We start from the raw sequence: 23,082 nt of genomic DNA on the forward strand, positions 1-23,082 counted from the left end.
ATAACAGGGAAATACTCGCTCTGCGCGGGGCGCGGGACAATGGTCAAAGCTATCAAGTTGCGTGACTGGTTTGGCCAAGTTTGAGAGATATGGCGTCTGTAAGGGCCCCATCGCGAGCAGGCTCACTCCCACAGTGGAACGCATTCCAAATGTGGGAGCGAGCCTGCTCGCGATAGCGTCAGCCCGGACACCACGGGCTTCGGATCAGTCAGCTTCGTTGAGAATCAAACTGCGGTAATGCCCGGGATTTGACCCCGACCACTTGCGAAACGCCTTGTAGAACGAACTGGCGTCGGCAAAACCCAAACGCGTGGCGATCTCGGCAAAGCTGATAGAGGGTTCTGCCAGCCAAACAATCGCCAATTCCTTGCGCACGCTGTCCTTGAGCCCCTGGTAAGTCTGGCCCTCTTCGGCCAGGCGCCGACGCAGGGTGGAAGCCGACATGCACAGCTGTTGTGCCAGGGGTTCGGTTTCCGGCCAGTGTTCGGCGGGCAGTTGCCGCAAATCGTGCTTGATCCGGCTGGCCAGACTCTCCGGGTCACGGTACTTGACCAGAATATTGGCCGGCGCATGGGCGAGGAAACGCTTGAGTTCTTCCGGGCTGCGCTTGATCGGCAAATCCAGGCACTCGGCCGAGAAAATCATCCGCGTACGCGGCCGGTCGAAACGCAGGTTCTCGGAGAACATCACCTGATAGTCATCGCAGAAGTCCGGTGTCGGGCAGCGCAACTCGATGGCCAGGATTGGAATACGCCGCCCCGCCAGCCAGCAGGCGACGCCGTGAACGATCATCCAGTAAGTGAAATACGTGAAGGCGCGGCGCGGGTCCTGGTCGTCTTCGAGCAGGACGATTTCCGCCAGGCTTTGCTGACGAACCAACTGTGCAGGCAGGTGTTCGAGCATCAACGACAGAAAGCTCAAACCCGAGGTCAGGCCGGCAGCCAAACTCGGCTGGACCATGGAGCAGCGACAGAGAAACTCCAGGCTGCCTGATTTGAGTTTGCGCGGGTCCATGCCAAAAAACTCATCGTCCCGGCGCCGGGCCAACAAGCGCCACAGCCTTGCGTAAGCAGTGGCCGGTACGCGGGCGGTGGTGGTTTCCAGCAGCGCCGGATCGATGCCGACCTTGTTCAACACCTCGTCGGTGGTCGCTCCGGGGGCGCAACTTTGCAACAGCGCTTCACGCACCAGTTGAATGGAGATGGTGTCTTTTTCCGACATTGACCGAGGCAAGCCTTGTTCTTGTTTGAGTGCCGGCATCTTAGCGCAGAACCCTGTGGGAGCGGGCTTGCTCGCGAATGCTGTGTGTCATTCAACATCAATGCTGACTGACACGGCCCCTTCGCGAGCAAGCCCGCTCCCACAGGGGATGGTGTGATGTGCAAAGTTGTTCAGGTTAGGTTCAGGTAAATGCCAATGATTGCCATTTGGGAATAAGTGTCATTATGTTACAAATTAGCACCCTATCTAATGACGCCCCGGTGCTGAATGCTCGTTCCTTTTCTGATCATGTTGCGCGAAGGCATTGAAGCCGCGCTGATCGTTGGCATCATCGCCAGCTACCTCAAGCAGACCGGCCGCGGCCAGTGGATGCCGGCAGTGTGGATTGGCGTTTTCCTCGCCGCGGCCCTGGCCCTGCTGGTGGGCGGTGGCCTGGAACTGGTCAGTGCCGAGTTCCCGCAAAAGCAACAGGAACTGTTTGAAGGGGTAGTCGGCCTGGTCGCCGTGGGCATTCTCAGTTCCATGGTGTTCTGGATGCGCAAAGTCGCGCGTTCAATCAAACATTCACTGCACGCTTCACTCGATCAGGCGCTGACTGGCTCCAGACACCAGGTCACGGCGCTGATCGCCATGGTGTTTTTCGCGGTCGCCCGAGAAGGTCTGGAAACGGTGTTCTTTCTGCTCGCGGTGTTCCAGCAGAGCGAAGGCCCGGCGGCGCCGATTGGTGCTCTGCTCGGCCTGATCCTGGCGATCATCGTCGGTTTCCTGATCTACACCGGCAGCATGCGCCTGAACCTCGGCGCGTTCTTCCGCTGGACCGGGTTGTTCATTCTGGTGGTGGCCGCCGGGATCCTCGCCAACTCGGTGCAAGCGCTGCATGAAGCCGGGGTCTGGAATCACCTGCAAACGGTGCTCTTCGACTTCAGCGCAACGCTGCCGATGGATGGCCCGCTGGGCGCAGTGCTGGCCGGCATGTTCGGTTACCAGGACGCGCCGACCGTCAGCACCCTCGGGGCGTATCTGATTTATCTGGTGGTGGCGCTGGTTGTGTTTTTTCTCCCGGCACCGGCACCAGCTAAACAACCTTCTTCCGTATCCAGTCAGTAAGGGCACCCATGCCAAATCAAGCCTCTCCTCAGGCCTCCCCTCCCCGTGCCTTGCGCTGGGCGGTGGCCGGTTCGGTGATCGTGATGATCGCCGCCGGTGGCCTGTTCTACTACGCCTCGAAAGTGGCCGCCGCCAAGCGTCAGGCCAACCATGACGAAGTGCTGGTGACTATCCACCCGCACAGCTGCGAGCCGAATGCACTGAGCGTCCCGGCCGGTCGCGCCAGTTTCCGCATCGTCAATCGCTCGGACCGGGCCGTTGAATGGGAAATTCTCGACGGTGTGCTGGTGGTCGAAGAGCGGGAAAACATCGCCCCCGGCCTGAGCCAGGTGATCAATGCCAACCTGTTGCCCGGTGACTATGCGATCACGTGCGGCCTGCTGAGCAATCCACGCGGCACCTTGCACGTCAGCCCGACGGCCGCTTCAGACGCTGCGGCCAAAGCCAAACCGTCGATGGTGGCCTTTGTTGGCCCACTGTCGGAATTCCGCGTTTACCTGAGCACTCAGAGCAGCGCGCTGATCAAAGCCGTCACCGCCCTTGAACACGCTATCGAAGCCGGCGACCTCACTCAGGCGCAAGCCTTGTATGTGCCAGCCCGCGCCGCGTATCAACGGATCGCCCCGGCCGCCCAGCGTCTGGCGGAGCTGGACAACACGATCAATGCCCGTGCCGATTACTTCGAGAAACGCGAGCAGGATCCGGGCTTCACCGGTTTCCACCGGATCGAATACGCACTGTTCCAGCAACGCAATCTCGACGGTCTGACGCCCGTTGCCCAGCGTCTGATCACCGACGTCACCACGCTCAAACAACAATTGCTGGCCCAGTCGCTGCCGCCTGAACAACTGGTGAGCATTCTGGTGCGCAATCTCAACAGCATGGCCGACGTACGCGCCAGCAGTGGTGAAGAAGAACGCTACAGCCACACCGACCTGAACGGGTTTGCCGCCAACCTCGACGCCACCCGCAAAGTCGTCGACCTGTTGCGTCCATTGCTGAACAAATCCGCCGCCGAACTGCTGCCGAAGATCGACAGCGCCGTCACTGCCCTCGACGCCGAGCTCAATGGTTTCAAGGTCAAGGAAGGCTATGCGAGCTACGACAGCGTCAGTGCCGAGCAGCGCCAACAGATCGCCGACAAGGCCAAGGCTCTGGCCGATGCACTCGATGGAATCGATCCCGCCCTTGGCCTTTCCGGCCTGTAAGCAGAAGAACAAACCGATGAACGATTCAGAGCAATTCAACCTTCAGCGTCGCCGGGTATTGATGGGCATGGGCGCCGCTGGCGTGGCATTGGCCGGCACCGCACTCAGTTGCCCGGCCATGGCCGCCAGCCCGGCACAAGTGACCGAAGCGCCGAGCAGCGACAAGACCGAAGACCGCCACGCGTTCCACGGCAAGCACCAGACCGGCATCGTCACCTTGCGCCCGGCCTGCGGCATGTTGGTGTCGTTTGATGTATTGGCCAGCGACCGCGAAGACCTGGAGCGGTTGTTTCGCACCCTCAACGAGCGCATCGCCTTCCTGATGAAGGGCGGCCCGGTCACGCAGGTCAATCCGAAACTGCCGCCGGTGGATTCGGGAATTCTTGGCCCGGTAGTCACACCGGACAACTTGACCATCACCGTGTCGGTGGGCGAGTCGTTGTTCGATGAGCGCTTCGGCCTGGCCGCCGCCAAACCCAAGCGGCTGATCCGCATGGTCGGTTTCCCCAACGATGCCCTGGAAGCCGATTGCTGCCACGGCGACCTCAGTTTGCAGTTCTGCTCCAACACCACCGACACCAACATCCACGCCCTGCGCGACATCGTGAAAAACCTGCCGGACTTGCTCCTGGTGCGCTGGAAACAGGAAGGCAGCGTGCCGCCGCAAGCCCCGGCCAAACCCGGTGTGCCAGCGCAAAGTGCACGCAACTTTCTCGGTTTTCGTGACGGCTCAGCCAACCCGAATTCCAACGATGCCAAGGCCATGGACAGCATCGTCTGGGTCCAGTCCGGCACTGACGAACCGGCCTGGGCGGCCAATGGCAGCTATCAAGCGGTGCGGATCATCCGCAACTTCGTCGAACGTTGGGACCGCACGCCGCTGCAGGAACAGGAAAGCATTCTCGGCCGGGTCAAGAGCACCGGCGCGCCGATGGGCGGCGAGCACGAAACCCAGGTCCCGGACTATGCCAAAGACCCTGAAGGCAAGCTGACCAAGCTTGACGCGCATATCCGCCTGGCCAACCCGCGCACCGCCGCGACCCAGGCCAACCTGATCCTGCGCCGGCCGTTCAACTACTCCAACGGCGTGAACAAGAACGGTCAGCTGGACATGGGTCTGCTGTTCATCTGCTATCAGGCGGATCTGCAAAAAGGCTTCATCACCGTGCAAACCCGACTCAACGGCGAGCCGCTCGAGGAATACCTCAAACCGGTTGGCGGCGGGTATTTCTTCACCCTGCCCGGGGTGACGGGCGACAAGGATTTTATCGGCCGTTCCCTGCTTGACGCCACGCAACCAACTCTTCCGCCAAAAGCAACCGCATAACCCATCCCCACCACGGAACCGCCCTATGAAAAAGTCGCCCCTCGCGTTACTGCTGACCCTTGGTTTGCTCAACACCCCGCTTTCGGCTTTCGCGGCGACGGCGCCGCTGGAGTTGGTGGGGCCGATCTCGGACTACAAGATTTATGTGACGGAACAGCTCGATGAGCTGGCCAGCCACACCCAACAGTTCACCGACGCCGTGAAAAAAGGCGACCTGGCGACCGCCAGAAAGCTCTACGCCCCGACCCGCGTCTATTACGAGTCGATCGAGCCGATTGCCGAGTTGTTCAGTGACCTGGATGCGTCCATCGACTCTCGCGTCGATGACCACGAAAAAGGCGTGGGCGCCTCCGACTTCACCGGTTTCCACCGTATCGAATACTCACTGTTTTCGGAAAACAGCACCCAGGGCCTTGGCGAACTGGCCGATGGCTTGAACAAAGACGTGAAAGACCTGCAAACCCGCGTCGCCGGCCTGACCTTCCCGCCAGAAAAAGTGGTGGGCGGCGCTGCGGCGCTGCTTGAAGAAGTTGCTGCGACCAAGATCTCCGGTGAAGAAGATCGCTACAGCCACACCGACCTTTATGACTTCCAGGGCAACATCGACGGCGCGAAGAAAATCGTCGATTTGTTCCGTCCGCAGATCGAAAAGCAGGACGCGGCCTTCATTGCCAAAGTCGACAAGAACTTCGCTACGGTGAACAAGACGCTGGCCAAGTACAAAACCAAGGACGGTGGTTTCGAGACGTATGACAAGGTGAAGGAGAACGACCGCAAGGCACTGGTCGGGCCGGTGAATACACTGGCAGAGGATTTGTCGACGTTGCGTGGGAAGTTGGGGTTGAACTGAGATTTGTAGTGTTTGAGCGGGCCCTTTCGCGAGCAAGCCCGCTCCCACAGTTGACCGCGTTGTTCAGACGAATGCGGTTTAATGTGGGAGCGGGCTTGCTCGCGAAGGCGTTTTGAAAGGCAACACATTTGCCCTGGCGTGCTACAGAATCCGGTACAACAACCGCTCGATCCGCACACGACTCACGCGCTTGAGAAACTTGGCCACCCCCGCCGGGTATTCCAGCAGCGTTTCCAGTTCCTGATAACGCTCGATCCGTCGGGTATTCTCGAAAATCTCTGCCAGCTCTTTACGACGCGGCTCCAGCAGTTCGCCTTTCGGATCATCAATCAGCAAGGCGTTTTCCAGGTCGAGTCGGAATGCCCGCGGGTTGAGGTTGTTGCCGGTCAGCAAGGTGTAGCGCTGATCGATCCACATCCCCTTGAGGTGATAGGTGTTGTCGCCGTCACGCCACAGATGCAGGTTCAACTGGCCGCTGTCGACGCTGCGATGATGACGCTTGGCGAAACGCCGCAGGCTGATCTCGTAAAGATAAGGCAGCGCCGAAATCACCTTGAACGGTTCGCTCGGCGGGATGTAGAAGTCGTTGGCCGTCTTGTCGCCGACGATGATGTCGATCTTCACGCCTCGCGCCAGTGCCCGGTTGATTTCCCGGGTCACAGGCAGCGGCAGGTTGAAGTACGGCGTGCAGATGGTCAGTTGATGCTGAGCGCTGGCGATCAACTCGCAAATCACCCGGCTCAACGGGTTGTTCTTGCCGACACCGAGCAATGGGCTGACCGACAAACCACCCTTTTGCGTGGTGCCTGTCGTGGTGTCGTACGCCGCGTGCTTGAGGCGGCTGCGCAGGTCGCCGATGTCGTTGCGCAGGCTGCGGGTGGTCGGCAGGTTCGGCAAATCGAGACGATGCACCGCTTTGGAGGCGATCAGGCCGTGCTGGACCAGGTGTTGCATCGAATCGGCCAGGGCGCTGTTCTGCAGCACGTGATAGCGGTCGTAGCGGTATTTGTCGAACTTGTGCAAATAGACGTTGTTCAGACTCGCGCCGCTGTAGATCACACAATCATCGATCACGAAGCCTTTCAAATGCAGCACACCGAACAGCTCACGGGTCTGCACGGGAACGCCATACACCGGCACTTCACTGGCATGAGTGCGGGTTGTTTCCTGATACCAGGCCGAGTTGCCCGGCTGCTTGCCGGCGCCGATCAAGCCGCGCTGAGCGCGCAGCCAGTCAACGACCACCACCACGTCCAGTTCCGGACGCGCCAGTTTGGCCGCGTGCAAGGCATCGAGAATTTCCTGGCCGGCTTCATCCTGTTGCAGATAGAGCGCGACGATATAAATGCGCTGGGTGGCGCTGGCGATCTTTTCCAGCAGGCAACGGCGGAACTCGGCAGCGCCGGAAAGAATGGTGACGGCATCGGCGGTCAGCGGAAAACTGCGCAGTTTGGGCAGCAGAGAGCGTTTGAAAAGCGACGGCATAGGGCTCGCAAAAAGGTCGAATCCGAAGAACCCGAGAGCTTACACCATGGATCGGTTCGGGTCTTGTTACTGACTGTAATAGCCCTATCGCGAGCAAGCCCACTCCCACATTTGAAATGCATTCCCCTGTGGGAGCGGGCTTGCTCGCGAAGGCGATTTTTCAGACGACAAAAATATCCGCTTGACCAAGGAGAACGATCGTTCTACTGTTTGCCGCATGAACGAAATAACCAGCAACGACACACGCGACATCATTCTGGATGTCACCGAAAAGTTGATCTACAAAAGTGGCATCGCTGCCACCGGGATGGATCTTCTGGTGAAAACCGCCGGCGTCTCCAGAAAGAGTATTTACCGCTACTTCGCCAACAAGGAGGAGCTCACCGTCGCGGCCCTGCAACGCCGTGATGTGCGCTGGATGCATTGGTACAGAAGCGAAGTCGACCAGGCCGAAACGCCGGCCGACCGCCTGCTTAACCTGTTTACCGTACTCAAGGCCTGGTTCGCCTCCGAAGGCTTCCGTGGCTGCGCATTCATCAATACCAGCGGCGAAACCGGCGACCCGCAAGACCCGGTTCGGCTGGTTGCCAAAGACCACAAACAGAAGCTGCTCGACTACGTGCGCGAGCTCTGCACCGAACATGGCGCCACAGACCCGGAGACGCTGGCCAAACAGCTGCTGATCCTGATCGACGGTGCCATTACCGTGGCGCTTGTCATGGGTGATCACAGTGCCGCCGATAATGCGCAATGCATGGCGCGAAAGTTATTGGACCTGTAGCACTTTAACCAAGCCAGACAACTTGCTAGAACTTTACTTTGATAGGGAGACTATTAATGTCTAATGCCGAAGTTCGTCCGCCATTGCCGCCATTCACCCGTGAATCGGCCATTGAAAAAGTACGCCTGGCCGAAGACGGCTGGAACTCCCGCGACCCGGAACGCGTGTCGCTGGCCTACACCCTGGACACCAAATGGCGTAACCGCGCCGAGTTTGCCTACAACCGCGAAGAAGCCAAAGGTTTCCTGACGCGCAAATGGGCCAAGGAACTGGATTACCGCCTGATCAAAGAACTTTGGGCCTTTACCGGCAACCGCATCGCCGTGCGTTATGCCTACGAATGGCACGACGACTCGGGCAACTGGTTTCGCTCGTACGGCAACGAAAACTGGGAGTTCGACGAGAACGGTTTGATGGCCAATCGGTTTGCCTGCATCAACGACATGCCGATCAAGGAAAGCGACCGCAAGTTCCACTGGCCGCTGGGCCGTCGTCCTGACGACCATCCAAGTCTGTCCGACCTGGGCCTGTAACTTCACCGAGATCCAATGTGGGAGCGAGCCTGCTCGCGATAGCGGACTATCAGTCAACATTGATGTTGAATTTGTTGGCGCCATCGCGAGCAGGCTCACTCCTACAGGGGGTTGTGGTGGTCAGGCGACTGCGGTCTGTGGCTTGACCGCTGTCTTGGCTTCCAGCTCACGCACCAACGGCAATACCCGCTTGCCGAAATATTCCACTTCTTCCTGAAAGTGCAGAAACCCCGCCAACACCAGATCCACGCCCACCGCTTTCAGCGCAACGATCCGCTCGGCAATCTGCTGCGGCGTACCGATCAGGTTGGTCTTGAAACCGTCGTTGTACTGCACCAGATCCTCGAACGTCGACTTGGCCCAGTTGCCCTCGCCCTCAGGTGACGCCCTGCCCGCCTGCTTCGCCGCATCGCCAAACGCATTCACCGCCTCCGGATCCGCCTGATCGATAATCTGCGCCAGCACGGCTCGCGCTTCTTCTTCAGTGTCGCGAGCAATGACAAACGCGTTCACGCCCACTTTCACCGAATGATTGTTGGCCGCCGCCTTGGCGCGGATGTCATCGACCTGGGCCTTGATGCCTTCCGGGGTGTTGCCGTTGGTGAAGTACCAGTCCGAAACCCGCGCCGCCATGTCCCGAGCCGCGCGGGAACTGCCACCCTGGAAGATTTCCGGCTGACCCAGCGGTTTGGGTTTGAGGCTGTAGTTGTCGAAGCGGTAGAAGTCACCGCGAAAAGTAAAGTTGTCCTGGCTCCAGATACCCTTCAGCGAGCGGATGAATTCTTCGGAGCGGCGATAACGCTCGTCGTGTTCCAGCCAGTGTTCGCCAATCGCCTGGAATTCACCCTTGAACCAGCCACTGACAATGTTCACCGCCACCCGGCCGTTAGTCAGTTGGTCGATGGTTGCCAATTGCTTGGCCGCCAGCGCGGGTTGCCAAGGGCCGGGCAGGATCGCGGCGATCACTTTCAGTTGGGTGGTGGCGGCCAGCAACGCGTGGCTGAAGGCGACGGATTCGTGTTGATACTCAGCGCCGTAACCGGCCGTGAAGCGGATCTGCGTCAGGGCGTATTCAAACCCCGCCTTTTCAGCCAGTTGCGCCAGTTTGCGGTTGTAGTCGATGCCCCAGTGGGTGCGTTGCTCGATCTTGCTGACCACCAGCCCGCCGCTGACGTTCGGCACCCAGTAGGCAAATTTGACGGCTTGCTGACTCATTGGCATGTCCTCGGGACTTTAGGGAAGTCCTGAGGCAAGAGCAGCAACCGTGCCAGCGCTGAAATCTTGGAGTGGGCGAACACTGTGGCGAGGGGGTTTACCCCCGTTGGGTCGCGAAGCGGCCCCAAAAAATGGGACTGCTGCGCAGTCCAACGGGGGTAAACCCCCTCGCCACAAAGTGTGGTGTGCCTGAGACAGATTGCTGATGCACTGTTGGTACAGCAACAATTCACTGCGTGCCGACATCCCATTCCTCCCGTAAATCCTGCCCCGCGAGATTCGGCATGGACCATGCAATTGCCCCTGGCAGACGCAACACTTTCTACTGCCGATCCAAGGAGCCTTCCCATGACCGAACACCAGGTAATCAATCCGCTGTCCACTGGCACCGACTACGAAGCGCTGGCCGCCAGGTTCCGGCCAATTTTCCAACGCATCGCCGCCGGTGCCGTTGAGCGTGAACAGTCGCGCAGCCTGCCGCACGAACCGATTCAGTGGCTCAAGGACGCCGGTTTCGGCGCCGTACGGATTCCGGTTGAATACGGCGGTGGCGGCGCCTCTGTGCCACAACTGTTTGAGCTGCTGATCGAATTGGCCGAAGCCGATTCCAACGTGCCTCAGGCCTTGCGCGGGCACTTCGCCTTTGCCGAGGATCGCTTGAACTCGGCGCCCGGGCCGGCGCGGGACCTGTGGTTCAAACGCTTCGTCGACGGTGATATCGCCGGCAATGCCTGGACCGAAATCGGCAGCGTGGCCATTGGCGATGTCATCACCAAAGTTTCACCTCACGGTGATCAGTGGCGGCTCAACGGTGAGAAGTTCTACAGCACCGGCAGCCTGTTTTCCGACTGGATCGATGTGTACGCGCAACGCAGCGACACCGGCGGCGACGTGATTGCCGCCGTCCGAACCCGCCAACCCGGCATCGTGCAGAGCGACGACTGGGACGGTTTCGGCCAGCGCACCACAGGCAGCGGTACTTCACGGTTTATCGATGCTGACGTGGACGCCGAGAACATCATCGACTTCGCCACCCGCTTCAAATACCAGACCGCTTTTTATCAACTGGTGCTGCTGGCGACCCTGGCGGGGATTGGTCGTGCGGCGTTGCGCGATGTGGCTCATCAGGTGCGTGAACGCAAACGCATCTACAGCCATGGCAATGCGCAGCATGTCAGCCAGGATTCGCAGGTGCAGCAAGTGGTCGGTGAAATTGCGGCACTGGTGTATGCGGCCGAGGCAAGCGCCTTGAAGGCTGCACAACCGGCGCAGCGGGCTTATCTGGCGCGATTCTCGGGTGATGACGCCTTGGAACAAGAGGCAAATGTCGCGGCGGAAATCGAATCGGCCAAGGCTCAGGTGGTGGTGTCGGAGCTGATACAGCGAGCGACCACAGAGCTGTTCAATGCACTGGGGGCTTCGGATACTCGGGTGGGTAAATCGCTGGACCGGCACTGGCGCAATGCGCGGACGGTGTCGTCGCACAATCCGGTGATCTACAAGGCACGGATAGTCGGGGATTGGGCGATCAACGGGACCGAGCCGCCGTTTGTGTGGCAGATCGGCAATGGGCCAAAGTCAGACTGATGTAGCGCCTGGGAGGACACCTTCGCGAGCAAGCCCGCTCCCACATTGGATTGATGTCGTACACAAAACCAAATGTGGGAGCGGGCTTGCTCGCGAAGGGGCCGGACGGGTCGCCGCAAAGGGTGGATATGCGTAAGATATCGGCCCTTCCCCGCAGCCCTGTCCTGCATCCCGCCGAATAAGCCGATTCCATGCCTTTCGAACTCAGTGTTGACGTCACCACCCTGGCCATTCTGGCCCTTGTCGCTTTCATTGCCGGTTTCATCGACGCCATTGCCGGCGGCGGTGGTTTGTTGACCACCCCGGCGCTGCTGACCGCAGGCCTGCCGCCGCATCTGGTGCTGGGCACCAACAAACTCAGTTCGACGTTCGGCTCAGCCACCGCCAGCTTCACCTTCTACCGACGCAAGCTGTTCCATCCCAAGCAGTGGATGCACGCCATTGTCGGCACGCTGGTGGGCGCGTTGACCGGTGCCGTGGTCGCTCACTACCTGCCGGCGGAATGGTTGAACAAGATGCTCCCGGTGATCGTTTTCGGCTGCGGCGTCTATCTGTTGTTTGGCGGCACGCCGAAAGCACCGCTGGACAGCGACGCACCGATCAAGAAAAAGTGGCAATCGACCCAAGGATTCGGGCTGGGCTTTTACGACGGCGTGGCCGGTCCCGGAACCGGCGCGTTCTGGACCGTCAGCACGATGCTGATGTACCCCATCGACCTGGTGAAGGCCAGCGGCGTGGCGCGCAGCATGAACTTCGTCAGCAACATTGCGGCACTGTCGGTGTTCGTGTTTTCCGGGCAGGTGGACTGGATCATCGGCCTGAGCATGGGCCTGTCGGTGATGGTCGGGGCGTTCTTCGGGGCTCGCACCGCCATCAGCGGCGGTGCGAAGTTCATTCGCCCTGTGTTCATCACCGTGGTGTTGGGCTTGACCGTGCGGCTAGCCTGGCAACACTGGTTCAGCGTGGCCTAAGCGCCGCGCCACATAGACGTCGATCAAGTAACGGGCAATCGAGCGTGACGCCGGCAACGGCGGCAGCTCATGAACGTTGAACCACTGGGCGTCTTCGATCTCGTCTTCCTGACACACGATTTCGCCGCCGGCGTATTCGGCATGGAAACCCAGCATCATCGAATGCGGGAACGGCCAGCACTGGCTGCCCATGTACTGGATGTTCTTGACCTCGATCTGCACTTCTTCACGGACTTCGCGAATCAGGCAATCTTCGGCCGATTCACCCGGTTCGGCAAACCCCGCCAACGTGCTGTAGACCCCGGTGACAAAGCGCGGCGAACGCGCCAGCAGGACCTCATCGCCCCGGGTCACCAGCACGATCATGCTCGGCGAAATGCGCGGGTAGCTGCGTATATCACACGGTTCGCAATACATCGCCCGTTCCCGGGTCACTTGGGTCATCGCCTGTCCGCAGTTACCGCAAAAGCGGTGTTCGCGGGCCCAGGTGCCGATTTGTGCGGCATAACCGAGCACCTTGTAAACCGTATGGTCGCCTTCGAGCATGAACGCCCGCAGGCCTTTCCAGTTGCAGCCCGGCACGTCGCTGTGACTGCGCAGCTCCAGTAAATAGACCGGTTCGCCGTCCAGGTGACCGATGCCATGTTCAGCAAGGATCGACAGGTCCTGGCGCTTGAGCCATTCGCGGGGGAACAGCGCGCCATTGTCATCGAACAGAAAGCCTTCGGGGCTGCGCGCCACCGCCCAGCCGCCGGGCTGATCGGTGTCCAGTACTGCAGTGGTCCAGCGTGAAGTCATTTTTAATCAGTCCAGAAATTCGGGTTTCTGTTTGCTCATATGGGCGGCCATGGCCACGCGCAAATCGTTGGATTGCAGCATGGCGGCGTTCCAGGTGGCGACGTATTCGAGGCCGTCGTCGATGCGATGGTCGCGCATGTAGCTGATCATTTCTTTGGTGCCGGTAATCGCAATCGGCGACTTGCTGGCGATCTCACGGGCAATGCCCATGACACCGTCGAGCAGGCTGGCGGTGTCGCTGTAAACGCGATTGACCAGGCCCATGCCACGCGCTTCTTCGGCACCGAACGTGCGACCAGTGTAAGCCAGTTCACGCAGCATGCCGTCACCAATGATCCGCGGCAAGCGTTGCAAAGTGCCAACGTCGGCCGCCATGCCGATGTCGATTTCCTTGATCGAGAATTGCGCGTCTTCGGCGGCGTAACGCATGTCGCAAGCCGCAATCAAATCAATGGCGCCGCCCAGGCAATAACCCTGAACCGCCGCCAGTACCGGTTTGCGGCAATTGTCGACAGCATTGAAAGACGCTTGCAGGGCGAGGATCTTGCGGCGCAGCAGGCGCGCGTTGCGCCCCACGTCCTTGCCCAGCTCATTGGCCACGCCAGCCAGCATCATCAGGTCGATGCCAGAAGAAAAATGCTTGCCCGCACCACTGAGCACCACCACCCGGACTTCGTCGGTGTCGTCGACCCACTGGAAAATCTCGATGATCTCGCTCCAGAACGCGGCATTCATCGAATTGATCTTTTCTGGCCGGTTGATCTGCACATGGGCGATTTTATCGGCCAGTTCGACGGTGAATGCAGTGTACTGAGACATGGCAGTGATCCTTTTACCGGGCAGAAAATGAGGCCCGGACTATAACAAGGCATCAAGGCGGACCGTAAGGCAGCGGTTCGGCCAAAGACGGGACTTAGCCAGCGCACCACAACGGTGCGTGAGCCTTGCCGCGCTTCGCACATTCATGTGACATCTCGACTTTTTTTTGAGGCAAAAAGGTAAAAAAACATGCCCTTCGTCGGTGCGTTTCTCCCTAAAGGCGGTACGTCCGTACCTCTTTGAACCGATTGTCGAACAATTTTGCCATCTGGCCTCGCCCGCTCTAAGTTCTGGCCTAGACTCAGTTCCGCGGGGCGAAACCGGTCGGTCACAAAGCGGAAAGAAAGTCGAAACTTTTGCCGGTCGTGACGGGTCAGCTGAAAAGGAGGTGCGTTGCGACTGGTGCAATCCTTGCAACGATCTCTACAGCCATTCTGCTTCATCGTATTGGCAGCGCTTGCTCACCGATGCGTAGCGCGTTTGCGCCCGGCCACAGGAATTGGCCACGAAACACCGTTTGTGCCAGACCTAAGAATTAGATCAACAACACGGGAGATTCATATGATCAGTGCGGCTTTAGATATTCAGGGAGAACGTGCTCATCAGCAGGTCGGCGAAACGAGCGCCGTGAGCGCCGCCAGTCACCAATCGATCAGCGTCCCCGGCACCAAGACGCTGGCACCGGTGGCCAGTCAGAATCCCAACAAGAAGAAAGTCCTGTTCGTCACCTCGGAGATCGCCGATCTGGTGAAAACCGGTGGTCTGGGCGACGTTTCCGCAGCGCTGCCGCGAGCCATGGCTCACTTGCACGATGTGCGCGTGTTGATCCCCGGTTACCCGCAAGTGCTGCACAGCGAAAACCCGATTCATATCATTGGTGAGCTCGGTGGTCACGCCGCGTTGCCCCCCTGCAAGATCGGGCGCATGGACATGCCCGACGGTCTGGTCATTTACGTGTTGATCTGCCCCGAGCTCTACGAGCGCGAGGGTTCGCCTTACGGTGCCAACAACGGTCGCGACTGGCCGGACAACCACATTCGTTTCGCCCGTCTGGGCCTGGCCGCTGCCGATATCGCCGCCAACCTCGCACAAATCCACTGGTGCCCGGACCTGGTGCACGCCCATGACTGGCCTGCCGGTCTGGCGCCCGCTTACATGCACTGGCGTGGACAGCGCACCCCGACGCTGTTCACCATTCATAACCTCGCCTATCAGGGCGTGACCAGCCTTGGCTCGTGCCCGGAACTGGGTATTCCCATGCATGCCTTGCAACAGGAAGGCATGGAGTTCTACGGCAAGATGTCGTTCCTCAAGGCCGGCATGGCTTATTCGAGCCACATCACCACCGTCAGCGCCACCTATGCCCAGGAAATCACCACCCCGGCCTTCGGCTGCGGTCTCGACGGTTTTCTTGCCGCCAAGACCCAGCAAGGTCTGCTCAGTGGTATTCCCAATGGCATCGATGAAAGCTGGGACGCCGCCACCGACCCGCACCTGTTCCGCCCCTTCAAAATTGGCGACTGGGAAGGCAAAGCGGTCAACGCCGACCACGTGCGCAAGCTGTTTGGCCTGGACGATAGCGAAGGTCCGCTGTTCGCCGTGGTTTCGCGACTGGTCTATCAGAAAGGCCTGGACCTGACTGAGGCCGTCTCCGAGTACATCGTCAAATCTGGCGGGCAAATCGCGATCATCGGTCGTGGCGAACCGGAAGAAGAACAAGCCATGCGCGAGTTGGCTGTGCGTTTTCCAGGTCAGATCGGCGTGCGCATCGGTTTCAACGAGACCGACGCCCGTCGCATGTTCGCCGGCAGTGATTTCCTGCTGATGCCTTCGCGTTACGAGCCTTGCGGCCTGAGCCAGATGTACGCACAGCGCTTCGGTTCGTTGCCGGTGGCACGCAACACCGGTGGTTTGGCCGACACCATTGAAAACGGCGTGACCGGTTTCCTGTTCGACGAATCCACGGTAGAGAGTTACGAGGAAGCCCTGAGCCGGGCCTTCAAGGTTTTTGCCTTCCCCGACCTGCTCCATGCCATGCGCTGCCGGGCCATGGCCGCGCCTTTCAACTGGTGCAAGGCGGTCGAACCGTACGCCGAACTCTACGAAAAACTGGTGACCAAAGCGCTGGGTAAATCGGGCAAACATTAAGAGGTTTTCATAGATGCCGTTACGGACCCTTGAGACCTGGCCCCACGGCGCAATCATGCTGGACGCAGAACACACGCGTTTTGCCTTGTGGGCGCCAGATGCGTTTTACGTCAGTGTCGAACTGGAAGATGGACAGTCCTTGCCACTCCTGCCCCAGGCAGATGGCTGGTTCGTGATCAACACCCGTTGCCCCGCCGGCACGCGTTACCGCTACAACATCGACGGCGAGCTGGAGGTGCCCGACCCGGCCTCCCGCGCGCAGGCCGGTGATATCGACCGTCACAGCGTGGTGGTCGATCCACTTGCGTATCAATGGCAACACAGCGCCTGGCTCGGACGGCCGTGGAATGAGGCGGTGATCTACGAATTGCACGTTGGTGCGCTCGGCGGCTTCAGCGAAGTCGAGCAGCACCTGGCGCGCCTCGTGGAGCTGGGCATCAGCGCGATCGAACTGATGCCGCTGGCGCAGTTCCCCGGTGATCGCAATTGGGGTTACGACGGGGTTCTGCCCTACGCGCCCCAAGCCTCCTACGGCACTCCCGAACAACTCAAACACCTGATCGACACCGCCCACGGACATGGCCTGGCGGTGATTCTCGACGTGGTCTACAACCACTTCGGCCCGGACGGCAATTATCTGCATCGCTACGCCAAGGGCTTCTTCCGCGAAGACAAGCACACACCGTGGGGTGCGGCGATCGACTTCCGGCGGCGCGAGGTGCGGGACTTCTTCATCGACAATGCGTTGATGTGGTTGCTGGAGTACCGCTTCGATGGCTTACGCCTGGACGCGGTACACGCCATCGAAGACCCTGATTTTCTTCAGGAACTGGCGCAAAAGGTTCGCCAGCAAACCGATCCGGCGCGACATGTCTGGCTGACGTTGGAAAACGAACACAACCAGGCCAGCCTGCTCGAAGAAGGTTTCGACGCGCAGTGGAACGACGACGGCCACAACGCCTTGCACGTGCTGCTAACCGGCGAAACCGACGCCTATTACGCCGACTATGCGCAAAACCCCACTGAACAACTGGCCCGCTGCCTGAGCCAGGGCTTCGTGTTTCAAGGCCACGTGACCCGTCACGGTACAACCCGTGGCGAGCCCAGCGGTCACTTGCCGCCCAGTGCTTTCGTGCTGTTTCTGCAAAACCACGACCAGATCGGCAACCGAGCCTTGGGCGAACGGCTGCATCAACTGGCCAACCCCGATGCGCTCAAGGCAGCCACGGCATTACTGCTGTTGTCACCGATGATCCCGCTGATGTTCATGGGCGACGAGTTCGCCGCCGAGCAACCGTTCCTGTTCTTCACCAGCCATCACGGTGAGCTGGCGGAGCGGGTCCGCGAGGGACGACGTAACGAGTTTGCAGCGTTCAGCGCGTTTGCTGATCCGCACAAACGCGAGCAGATTCCCGACCCCAACGCGCGCCAGACCTTTGAGGCTTCACGGCCCGAGCTGACATCAACCCGACAATCCGCCATGCACGATCTGTATCGCCAACTGCTGCAGATCCGCCATCAGCAGATCATTCCTCGCCTGCCCGGCGCTCAAGCACTGGGCGCCGAGGTGCTGGCCGCTGGTGCGGTAACGGCGCGCTGGCGACTGGGCGATGGCAGTCAGCTGCGCATTGACCTGAACCTCAGCGACACGCCTGTGGTCCACACCCCACAGGCCGACGCTTCGTTGTTGTTGTTCGAATACCCGCCACAGTCAGCCGGTCTGTTGGATCAGGGCACCCTCGCCCCGTATTGCGCGCTAGTCAGTCTCACGGCCGCAGCCCCTTTGCTACCCCCGGATGGAGAGCGCCCATGAGCGATGCGCAATTGGAAATACTGGCCAGCCGAGCTGGCCTGGCTGTCGACTGGATAGACGCCAACGGCCGCCCACAGAAAGTCGCTCCATCGGTGTTGCGTAACGTCCTCACCGGACTCGGCCACCCGGCCGGCAGCGCCCAGGAAATCGACGCCAGCCTGCAGGAACTGCAGCAGGTGCAACAGACCCGACACCTGCCGCCGCTGCTGACTGCAGACTTCGGTGTCGGCCTCAGCCTGGGGCATTACTTTGAGCCCGAAACACCGTGCGAAATCCATCTTGAAGATGGCTCGCGACTCAACCTGAAACTGGATGCCGAGGCGATACTGCCTGGCCTGATCCCGGTCGGTTATCAGCACGTCAGCATCGACGGACAGCAATTCACCTTGGCCGTGGCACCGACACGCTGCTACAGCGTCGGCGATGCCGTCGACAGCCCGATCCCGCGCGTCTGGGGCCTGAGCGTGCAGCTGTACTCGCTGCGTCGTCCGGGCGACGGCGGTTTTGGCGATACCCAGGCGCTGGAAGACCTGGCCCGAGTGGCCGGCGAACGCGGCGCTGAAGCGCTGGCAATCAGTCCACTGCATGCGATGTTCGGCAGCGACACCCAACGTTACAGTCCGTATTCGCCGTCCAGCCGCTTGTTTCTCAACAGCCTGTACGCCGCACCAGGTGCCATCCTCGGTGATCGAGCGATGCGGACCGCGATTGATGCAACCGGCCTGGCGGCGGAACTCAAGCACCTTGAAGCCTTGCCGTTGATTGATTGGCCCGTGGCAGCCGAAGCCAAACATCGCCTGTTGCAGGCGTTGTACGAAGGGTTTGTGCAGGGCGAACACCCGTTGCATGCCGACTTCAGCAGCTTCCGCCACGCCGCTGGCGAAGCCCTGGAAAACCACTGCCGCTTTGAAGCCATTCAAGAAACCCGCGCTGCCAAGGGTGAAAGTCTCGACTGGCGGCAGTGGCCCGAGCAATGGCAAAACCCGCGCAGCGCGGCCCTGGCCGAATTCGCCGAAGAGAACGCCGGGCGCATCGGCTTCTTTGCCTTCTGCCAATGGCTGATCACCCGCTGCCTGGAACGCGCACAAACCGCCGCCCGCAGCGCTGGCATGAGCATTGGCCTGATCGCCGATCTGGCGGTGGGTGCCGATGGCGGTGGCAGTCAGGCCTGGAGTCGTCAGGACGAATTGCTCGCCTCGCTGACCGTGGGTGCACCACCGGACATTCTCAATCGCACCGGTCAGGGCTGGGGGATTTCCGCGTTCTCGCCCGAAGGTCTGGTACGCAACGGCTTTCGTGCCTTCATCGAAATGCTCCGCGCCAATTTTGCCCACGCCGGTGGTCTGCGCATCGATCACGTCATGGGCCTGCAACGGCTGTGGGTAATCCCCAATGGCGCATCACCCGCCGACGGTGCCTACCTCTATTACCCGGTGGACGACCTGCTGCGTTTGCTGACCCTCGAGTCCCATCGCCATCAGGCCATCGTCCTCGGTGAAGACCTTGGCACTGTGGCTGACGGTCTGCGAGAAAAGCTCATCGCCCGCTCGATCCTCGGCATGCGCGTGCTGCTGTTCGAACAGGACAACGCGCACTTCAAACCGATTCTCGACTGGCCGGACAACGCCCTCGCGACCACCAGCACCCATGACCTGCCAACGCTCAATGGCTGGTGGCATGGCCGTGATATCGACTGGAACGCCCGACTGGGGCTGGTCGACGCCCCGGGTGAAATCGAATGGCGCCACCACCGCGAACGCGAGCGTGAAGGCCTGCGCCGGGTGTTGAGCGAGGACCCGCAGAACTTTCGCGAAGAGTCCCATGAAACCGATCAGGTGCTCGACGCTGCGATACGTTTCCTCGGCCATACCCGAGCGCCGCTGGTGTTGCTGCCGCTGGAAGATGCCCTGGGCATCGAACAGCAGGCCAACTTGCCCGGCACCACCGACACGCACCCCAACTGGTCCCGACGCTTGCCCGGCGACAGTGAAGCCTTGCTCGATGACGCGGACGCCGCCCGACGCCTGGAACTGCTCGCCTGTGCGCGGCTTCAGGCGGCCGAGCGTGACCAATGAAGCAAACGCTTATCCAACCGCTGCGGGCAACCCTGCGGCTGCAGTTCCATAAAGACTTCACGCTGGACGATGCGGTGCCGCTGGTGCCGTACTTCGCCAGCCTCGGCATCAGCCATGTCTATGCGTCACCGCTACTGAGTTCCCGCGCCGGGTCCATGCATGGCTACGACGTCGTGGACCCGACCACGGTCAACCCGGAGTTGGGCGGCGAAGCGGCGCTGCGGCGTTTGGTCAGCGCATTGCGCGAGCTGAACATGGGGCTGATCCTCGACATCGTCTCCAACCACATGGCCGTCGGCGGTGGCGATAATCCCTGGTGGCAGGATTTGCTGGAATGGGGACGCCTGAGTCCTTACGGCGAATTCTTCGATATCCAGTGGCATTCACCCGACCCGTTGATGGAAGGCCAGTTGCTGCTGCCCTTCCTCGGCAGCGACTACGGCATCGCCTTGCAGGACGGCACCCTGCCCCTGCGCTTCGATGCGCAAAAGGGTGCGTTTTATGTTGAGCACTATGAGCATCACTTCCCGATCTGCCCGACGAATTACGGCGAACTGCTCAGGACCGATGACCCACTGAGTGCCGAATCGCTCAAGGCGCTGGCAGACCGTTTCAGCACCTTGAGCTACCAGACCGACGCCCACAGCCTGGCGATACCGCTGAAAGCAGAGCTGCGTGAACTGGCCAGTGATCCGGCGATTCTCCAGGCCATCCAGCACAACCTCAGCGCTTACGACTCGCTCACGCCTGAAGGTTTCCAGCGCCTGCACCTGTTGCTTGAACAGCAAAGCTATCGCCTGGCCAGTTGGCGCACGGCGGCGGATGACATCAACTGGCGGCGTTTTTTCGATATCAACGAACTGGGCGGCCTGCGGGTCGAGCGTCCGGCCGTGTTCGAAGCCACCCACGCGAAAATCTTCGAACTGGTGGGCGAAGGCCTGGTTGACGGTCTGCGCATCGACCATATCGACGGCCTCGCCGACCCTCGGGGTTACTGCCGTAAATTGCGGCGGCGGGTCGACAGCCTGTCGCCGGATCGGCACCTGCCGATCTACGTCGAGAAGATCCTCGGCGAAGGTGAAACCCTGCACCGTGACTGGTCGGTGGATGGCACCACCGGTTACGAGTTCATGAATCAGTTGTCGTTGCTGCAACACGCGCCCGAAGGCGCCAACACTTTGGCCGAACTGTGGAATCGCTACAGCGAACGGCCCGCCGATTTCCGTCAGGAAGCGCAACTGGCCCGCCAGCAGATCCTCAACGGCTCCCTCGCCGGCGACTTTGAAAGCGTCGCCCAGGCGCTGTTGCAAGTGGCCCGGGATGACCTGATGACCCGCGACCTGACCCTCGGTGCGATTCGTCGGGCGTTGCAGGAACTGATCGTGCATTTCCCGGTGTACCGCACCTATGTCAGCCCGCGTGGACGTTCGACTGAAGACGATGTGTTTTTCCAGCAAGCCATGGACGGTGCCAGGCAAACCCTCGGCGAGGCCGACTGGCCGGTGCTCGATTGCCTGGCCCGCTGGCTGGGCGGTGAATCATGGCGCAAACGCCCGTTGGGCCGGCCGCGCAAGGTGCTCAAGCATGCCTGTGTACGTTTTCAGCAACTGACGTCACCGGCGGCGGCGAAGGCTGTGGAAGACACCGCGTTCTATCGTTCAGCGACGTTGCTGTCGCGCAATGACGTGGGCTTCAGCACCGAGCAGTTCAGCGCGCCGGTGGCCGATTTCCATGCGGCTTGCATCAACCGTCTCGAAGCCTTCCCCGACAATTTGCTGGCCACCGCGACCCACGACCACAAACGCGGCGAAGACACTCGCGCGCGCCTGGCGGTGCTAAGCGAGCGCAGTGCCTGGTACGCCGAGGAAGTCCCGTTCTGGCGAACCCTCGCCCGCCCCCTGCGCGACGACGACCAGGTGCCGACTGCGGGCGATGAGTTGATCCTCTATCAAGCGATCCTCGGCAGCTGGCCGCTCGATATGCGCAGTGACGATCAAGCAGCCTTGGAGAACTACACTCAACGCCTGTGGCAGTGGCAACAGAAAGCCTTGCGCGAAGCCAAGTTGCAAAGCAGCTGGAGCGCGCCAAACGAAGCTTACGAACAAGCGGTTCAGCAATTCTTGCGACGTCTGCTTCTGAGCCCCGAAGGTGAATTGTTACGGGCGGCCCTCGGCAAAGCAGCCAAGAGCATCGCCGTCCCCGGCGCCCTCAATGGGTTGGCGCAAACCTTGCTGCGAATGACCGTGCCGGGGGTGCCGGACCTGTATCAGGGCAACGAGTACTGGGACTTCTCGCTGGTCGATCCTGACAACCGCCGGCCGGTGGATTACACCAGCCGACAGCAGTCGATGCAGACGCCATTGGAACTGCCCAAATTGTTGGCTAATTGGCGGGACGGGCGCATTAAACAAGCGCTGATCGCACAAGTATTGAACCTACGGCTCGAGCACACCGAGCTGTTTCGGCGAGGGACGTATCAAGCCCTTGAAGTCGTCGGCAGCCAGGCTCACCGGGTGCTCGCATTTGCTCGCTCGCTGGAAGGAAAACGCGCCATCGTGATCGTACCGATACGCTGCGCCGAACTGCTGAAAAACAGTGCCGACCCCCGGATTGACGCGCCGCTGTGGGGCGATACACGGGTCAAATTACCGTTCACCGCCCCTGATGAAAATTTGAAGGGACTTTTTTCAAGCACAACAGTCACACACCAAAGGGAGCTGAACATCAGCGACGCGCTAGTGGATTTCCCGATCAATCTTTTTATCCAAACTACCCACACTTGAGTTCAGTTCAGGAGCATTGCGATGAGCACAAACGATAAACGCATCCGCGAATTCGCCTATCAGATCTGGGAATCGGAAGGAAAACCCGAGGGTCAGGAAGCCCGCCACTGGGAGATGGCTCGCAAACTGGCTGAAGCCGAAGCCCTGGCACCGAGTAAATCGCCCAAAGCCGCTGGCAGCAAAGCCGCCGCCAAGGCCCCGGCCAGCAAAGCCAATGGCAAGGCAGCGGAGCCAAAAACCAAAGCCAAGCCCGCCGCTGCCTCCAAGGTCATCCCGCCGGGCGAAAAAGCCAACGAGAAAAAGCCTCGAGCAGCGCGTAAACCGCCCGCTGTCTGACGCCTCTCACCTGTGTCCTGATTGA

At 60.4% G+C, this 23,082-nt stretch carries 18 protein-coding genes; 13 read left to right on the forward strand and 5 right to left on the reverse strand.

What is annotated here, in order from left to right:
• Positions 1–204: 204 nt before the first annotated feature.
• Positions 205–1,221, reverse strand: a complete 1,017-nt coding sequence (locus ACSQ87_RS17470; protein WP_436273919.1) for an AraC family transcriptional regulator — start codon at positions 1,219–1,221, stop codon at positions 205–207.
• A 267-nt stretch (positions 1,222–1,488) separates the two neighbouring features.
• Here ACSQ87_RS17470 and efeU point away from each other — a divergent pair, with 267 nt between their 5' ends.
• Genes efeU through efeO (ACSQ87_RS17490) form a run of 4 tightly spaced genes read left to right on the forward strand, consistent with a single transcriptional unit; the run spans position 1,489 to position 5,713 of the window.
• Entirely contained in the window at positions 1,489–2,328 is an 840-nt protein-coding gene (gene efeU, locus ACSQ87_RS17475) for an iron uptake transporter permease EfeU (protein ID WP_436273920.1), read from the forward strand.
• 8 nt (positions 2,329–2,336) lie between these two features.
• Positions 2,337–3,536 (forward strand): iron uptake system protein EfeO, encoded by a 1,200-nt coding sequence (efeO, locus tag ACSQ87_RS17480; RefSeq protein WP_436273921.1) that lies wholly within the window; start codon positions 2,337–2,339, stop codon positions 3,534–3,536.
• 16 nt (positions 3,537–3,552) lie between these two features.
• Complete coding sequence (gene efeB / locus ACSQ87_RS17485; protein WP_223430377.1) at positions 3,553–4,863, forward strand: iron uptake transporter deferrochelatase/peroxidase subunit; 1,311 nt, start codon at positions 3,553–3,555, stop codon at positions 4,861–4,863.
• 25 nt (positions 4,864–4,888) lie between these two features.
• Positions 4,889–5,713: an iron uptake system protein EfeO gene (gene efeO / locus ACSQ87_RS17490; protein WP_436273922.1), complete on the forward strand. Its 825-nt coding sequence runs from the start codon at positions 4,889–4,891 to the stop codon at positions 5,711–5,713.
• A 141-nt stretch (positions 5,714–5,854) separates the two neighbouring features.
• Here the strand turns inward: efeO (ACSQ87_RS17490) and pssA are convergent, their stop codons facing one another.
• Complete coding sequence (pssA, locus tag ACSQ87_RS17495; RefSeq protein WP_436273923.1) at positions 5,855–7,198, reverse strand: CDP-diacylglycerol--serine O-phosphatidyltransferase; 1,344 nt, start codon at positions 7,196–7,198, stop codon at positions 5,855–5,857.
• Between the two features lie 217 nt (positions 7,199–7,415).
• Here pssA and ACSQ87_RS17500 point away from each other — a divergent pair, with 217 nt between their 5' ends.
• Together ACSQ87_RS17500 and ACSQ87_RS17505 are read left to right on the forward strand one after the other, a co-directional pair.
• Positions 7,416–7,979 carry a TetR/AcrR family transcriptional regulator gene (locus ACSQ87_RS17500; RefSeq protein ID WP_008152706.1) on the forward strand — a complete coding sequence of 188 codons (564 nt, stop codon included), beginning with the start codon at positions 7,416–7,418 and terminating at the stop codon, positions 7,977–7,979.
• Positions 7,980–8,035: 56 nt separating this feature from the next.
• Positions 8,036–8,512 (forward strand): DUF1348 family protein, encoded by a 477-nt coding sequence (locus ACSQ87_RS17505; RefSeq protein ID WP_010460010.1) that lies wholly within the window; start codon positions 8,036–8,038, stop codon positions 8,510–8,512.
• A gap of 120 nt (positions 8,513–8,632) precedes the next feature.
• Here ACSQ87_RS17505 and sfnG read toward each other — a convergent pair whose 3' ends face one another.
• Positions 8,633–9,727 carry a dimethylsulfone monooxygenase SfnG gene (gene sfnG / locus ACSQ87_RS17510; RefSeq protein ID WP_436273924.1) on the reverse strand — a complete coding sequence of 365 codons (1,095 nt, stop codon included), beginning with the start codon at positions 9,725–9,727 and terminating at the stop codon, positions 8,633–8,635.
• A gap of 348 nt (positions 9,728–10,075) precedes the next feature.
• Here sfnG and ACSQ87_RS17515 point away from each other — a divergent pair, with 348 nt between their 5' ends.
• Both ACSQ87_RS17515 and ACSQ87_RS17520 read left to right on the forward strand, forming a co-directional pair.
• Positions 10,076–11,314, forward strand: coding sequence for an acyl-CoA dehydrogenase family protein (locus tag ACSQ87_RS17515; RefSeq protein WP_436273925.1), 1,239 nt, complete (start codon positions 10,076–10,078; stop codon positions 11,312–11,314).
• Between the two features lie 191 nt (positions 11,315–11,505).
• Positions 11,506–12,285, forward strand: coding sequence for a TSUP family transporter (locus tag ACSQ87_RS17520; protein ID WP_436273926.1), 780 nt, complete (start codon positions 11,506–11,508; stop codon positions 12,283–12,285).
• Here the strand turns inward: ACSQ87_RS17520 and nudC are convergent.
• Together nudC and ACSQ87_RS17530 are read right to left on the reverse strand one after the other, a co-directional pair.
• Entirely contained in the window at positions 12,253–13,083 is an 831-nt protein-coding gene (gene nudC / locus ACSQ87_RS17525; RefSeq protein ID WP_436273927.1) for an NAD(+) diphosphatase, read from the reverse strand. The two genes, ACSQ87_RS17520 and nudC, sit on opposite strands and share 33 nt — an antisense overlap.
• Positions 13,084–13,089: 6 nt before the next feature.
• Positions 13,090–13,902: a crotonase/enoyl-CoA hydratase family protein gene (locus tag ACSQ87_RS17530; RefSeq protein WP_056745926.1), complete on the reverse strand. Its 813-nt coding sequence runs from the start codon at positions 13,900–13,902 to the stop codon at positions 13,090–13,092.
• 561 nt (positions 13,903–14,463) lie between these two features.
• On the opposite strand from ACSQ87_RS17530, the gene glgA reads away from it, so the two are divergent.
• From glgA to ACSQ87_RS17555, 5 genes are read left to right on the forward strand one after another with little or no spacing between them, the layout of a single operon-like run.
• On the forward strand, positions 14,464–16,050 hold the full coding sequence (glgA, locus tag ACSQ87_RS17535; protein ID WP_436273928.1) for a glycogen synthase GlgA: 1,587 nt from the start codon (positions 14,464–14,466) through the stop codon (positions 16,048–16,050).
• A 13-nt stretch (positions 16,051–16,063) separates the two neighbouring features.
• Positions 16,064–17,863 carry a malto-oligosyltrehalose trehalohydrolase gene (treZ, locus tag ACSQ87_RS17540; protein ID WP_436273929.1) on the forward strand — a complete coding sequence of 600 codons (1,800 nt, stop codon included), beginning with the start codon at positions 16,064–16,066 and terminating at the stop codon, positions 17,861–17,863.
• The gene (gene malQ / locus ACSQ87_RS17545) at positions 17,860–19,938 is read left to right on the forward strand and encodes a 4-alpha-glucanotransferase (protein ID WP_436273930.1); all 2,079 of its coding nucleotides are present in this window, start codon (positions 17,860–17,862) and stop codon (positions 19,936–19,938) included. The genes treZ and malQ overlap by 4 nt, the downstream gene beginning before the upstream one ends.
• Complete coding sequence (locus ACSQ87_RS17550; protein WP_436273931.1) at positions 19,935–22,721, forward strand: malto-oligosyltrehalose synthase; 2,787 nt, start codon at positions 19,935–19,937, stop codon at positions 22,719–22,721. Before malQ ends, ACSQ87_RS17550 begins: the two co-directional genes overlap by 4 nt.
• A 21-nt stretch (positions 22,722–22,742) precedes the next feature.
• On the forward strand, positions 22,743–23,057 hold the full coding sequence (locus ACSQ87_RS17555; protein ID WP_223430366.1) for a DUF2934 domain-containing protein: 315 nt from the start codon (positions 22,743–22,745) through the stop codon (positions 23,055–23,057).
• The last annotated feature ends 25 nt before the right edge of the window (positions 23,058–23,082 follow it).

The sequence above is a fragment of the Pseudomonas sp. LjRoot277 genome (genome assembly GCF_964253845.1).
GTDB lineage: Bacteria > Pseudomonadota > Gammaproteobacteria > Pseudomonadales > Pseudomonadaceae > Aquipseudomonas.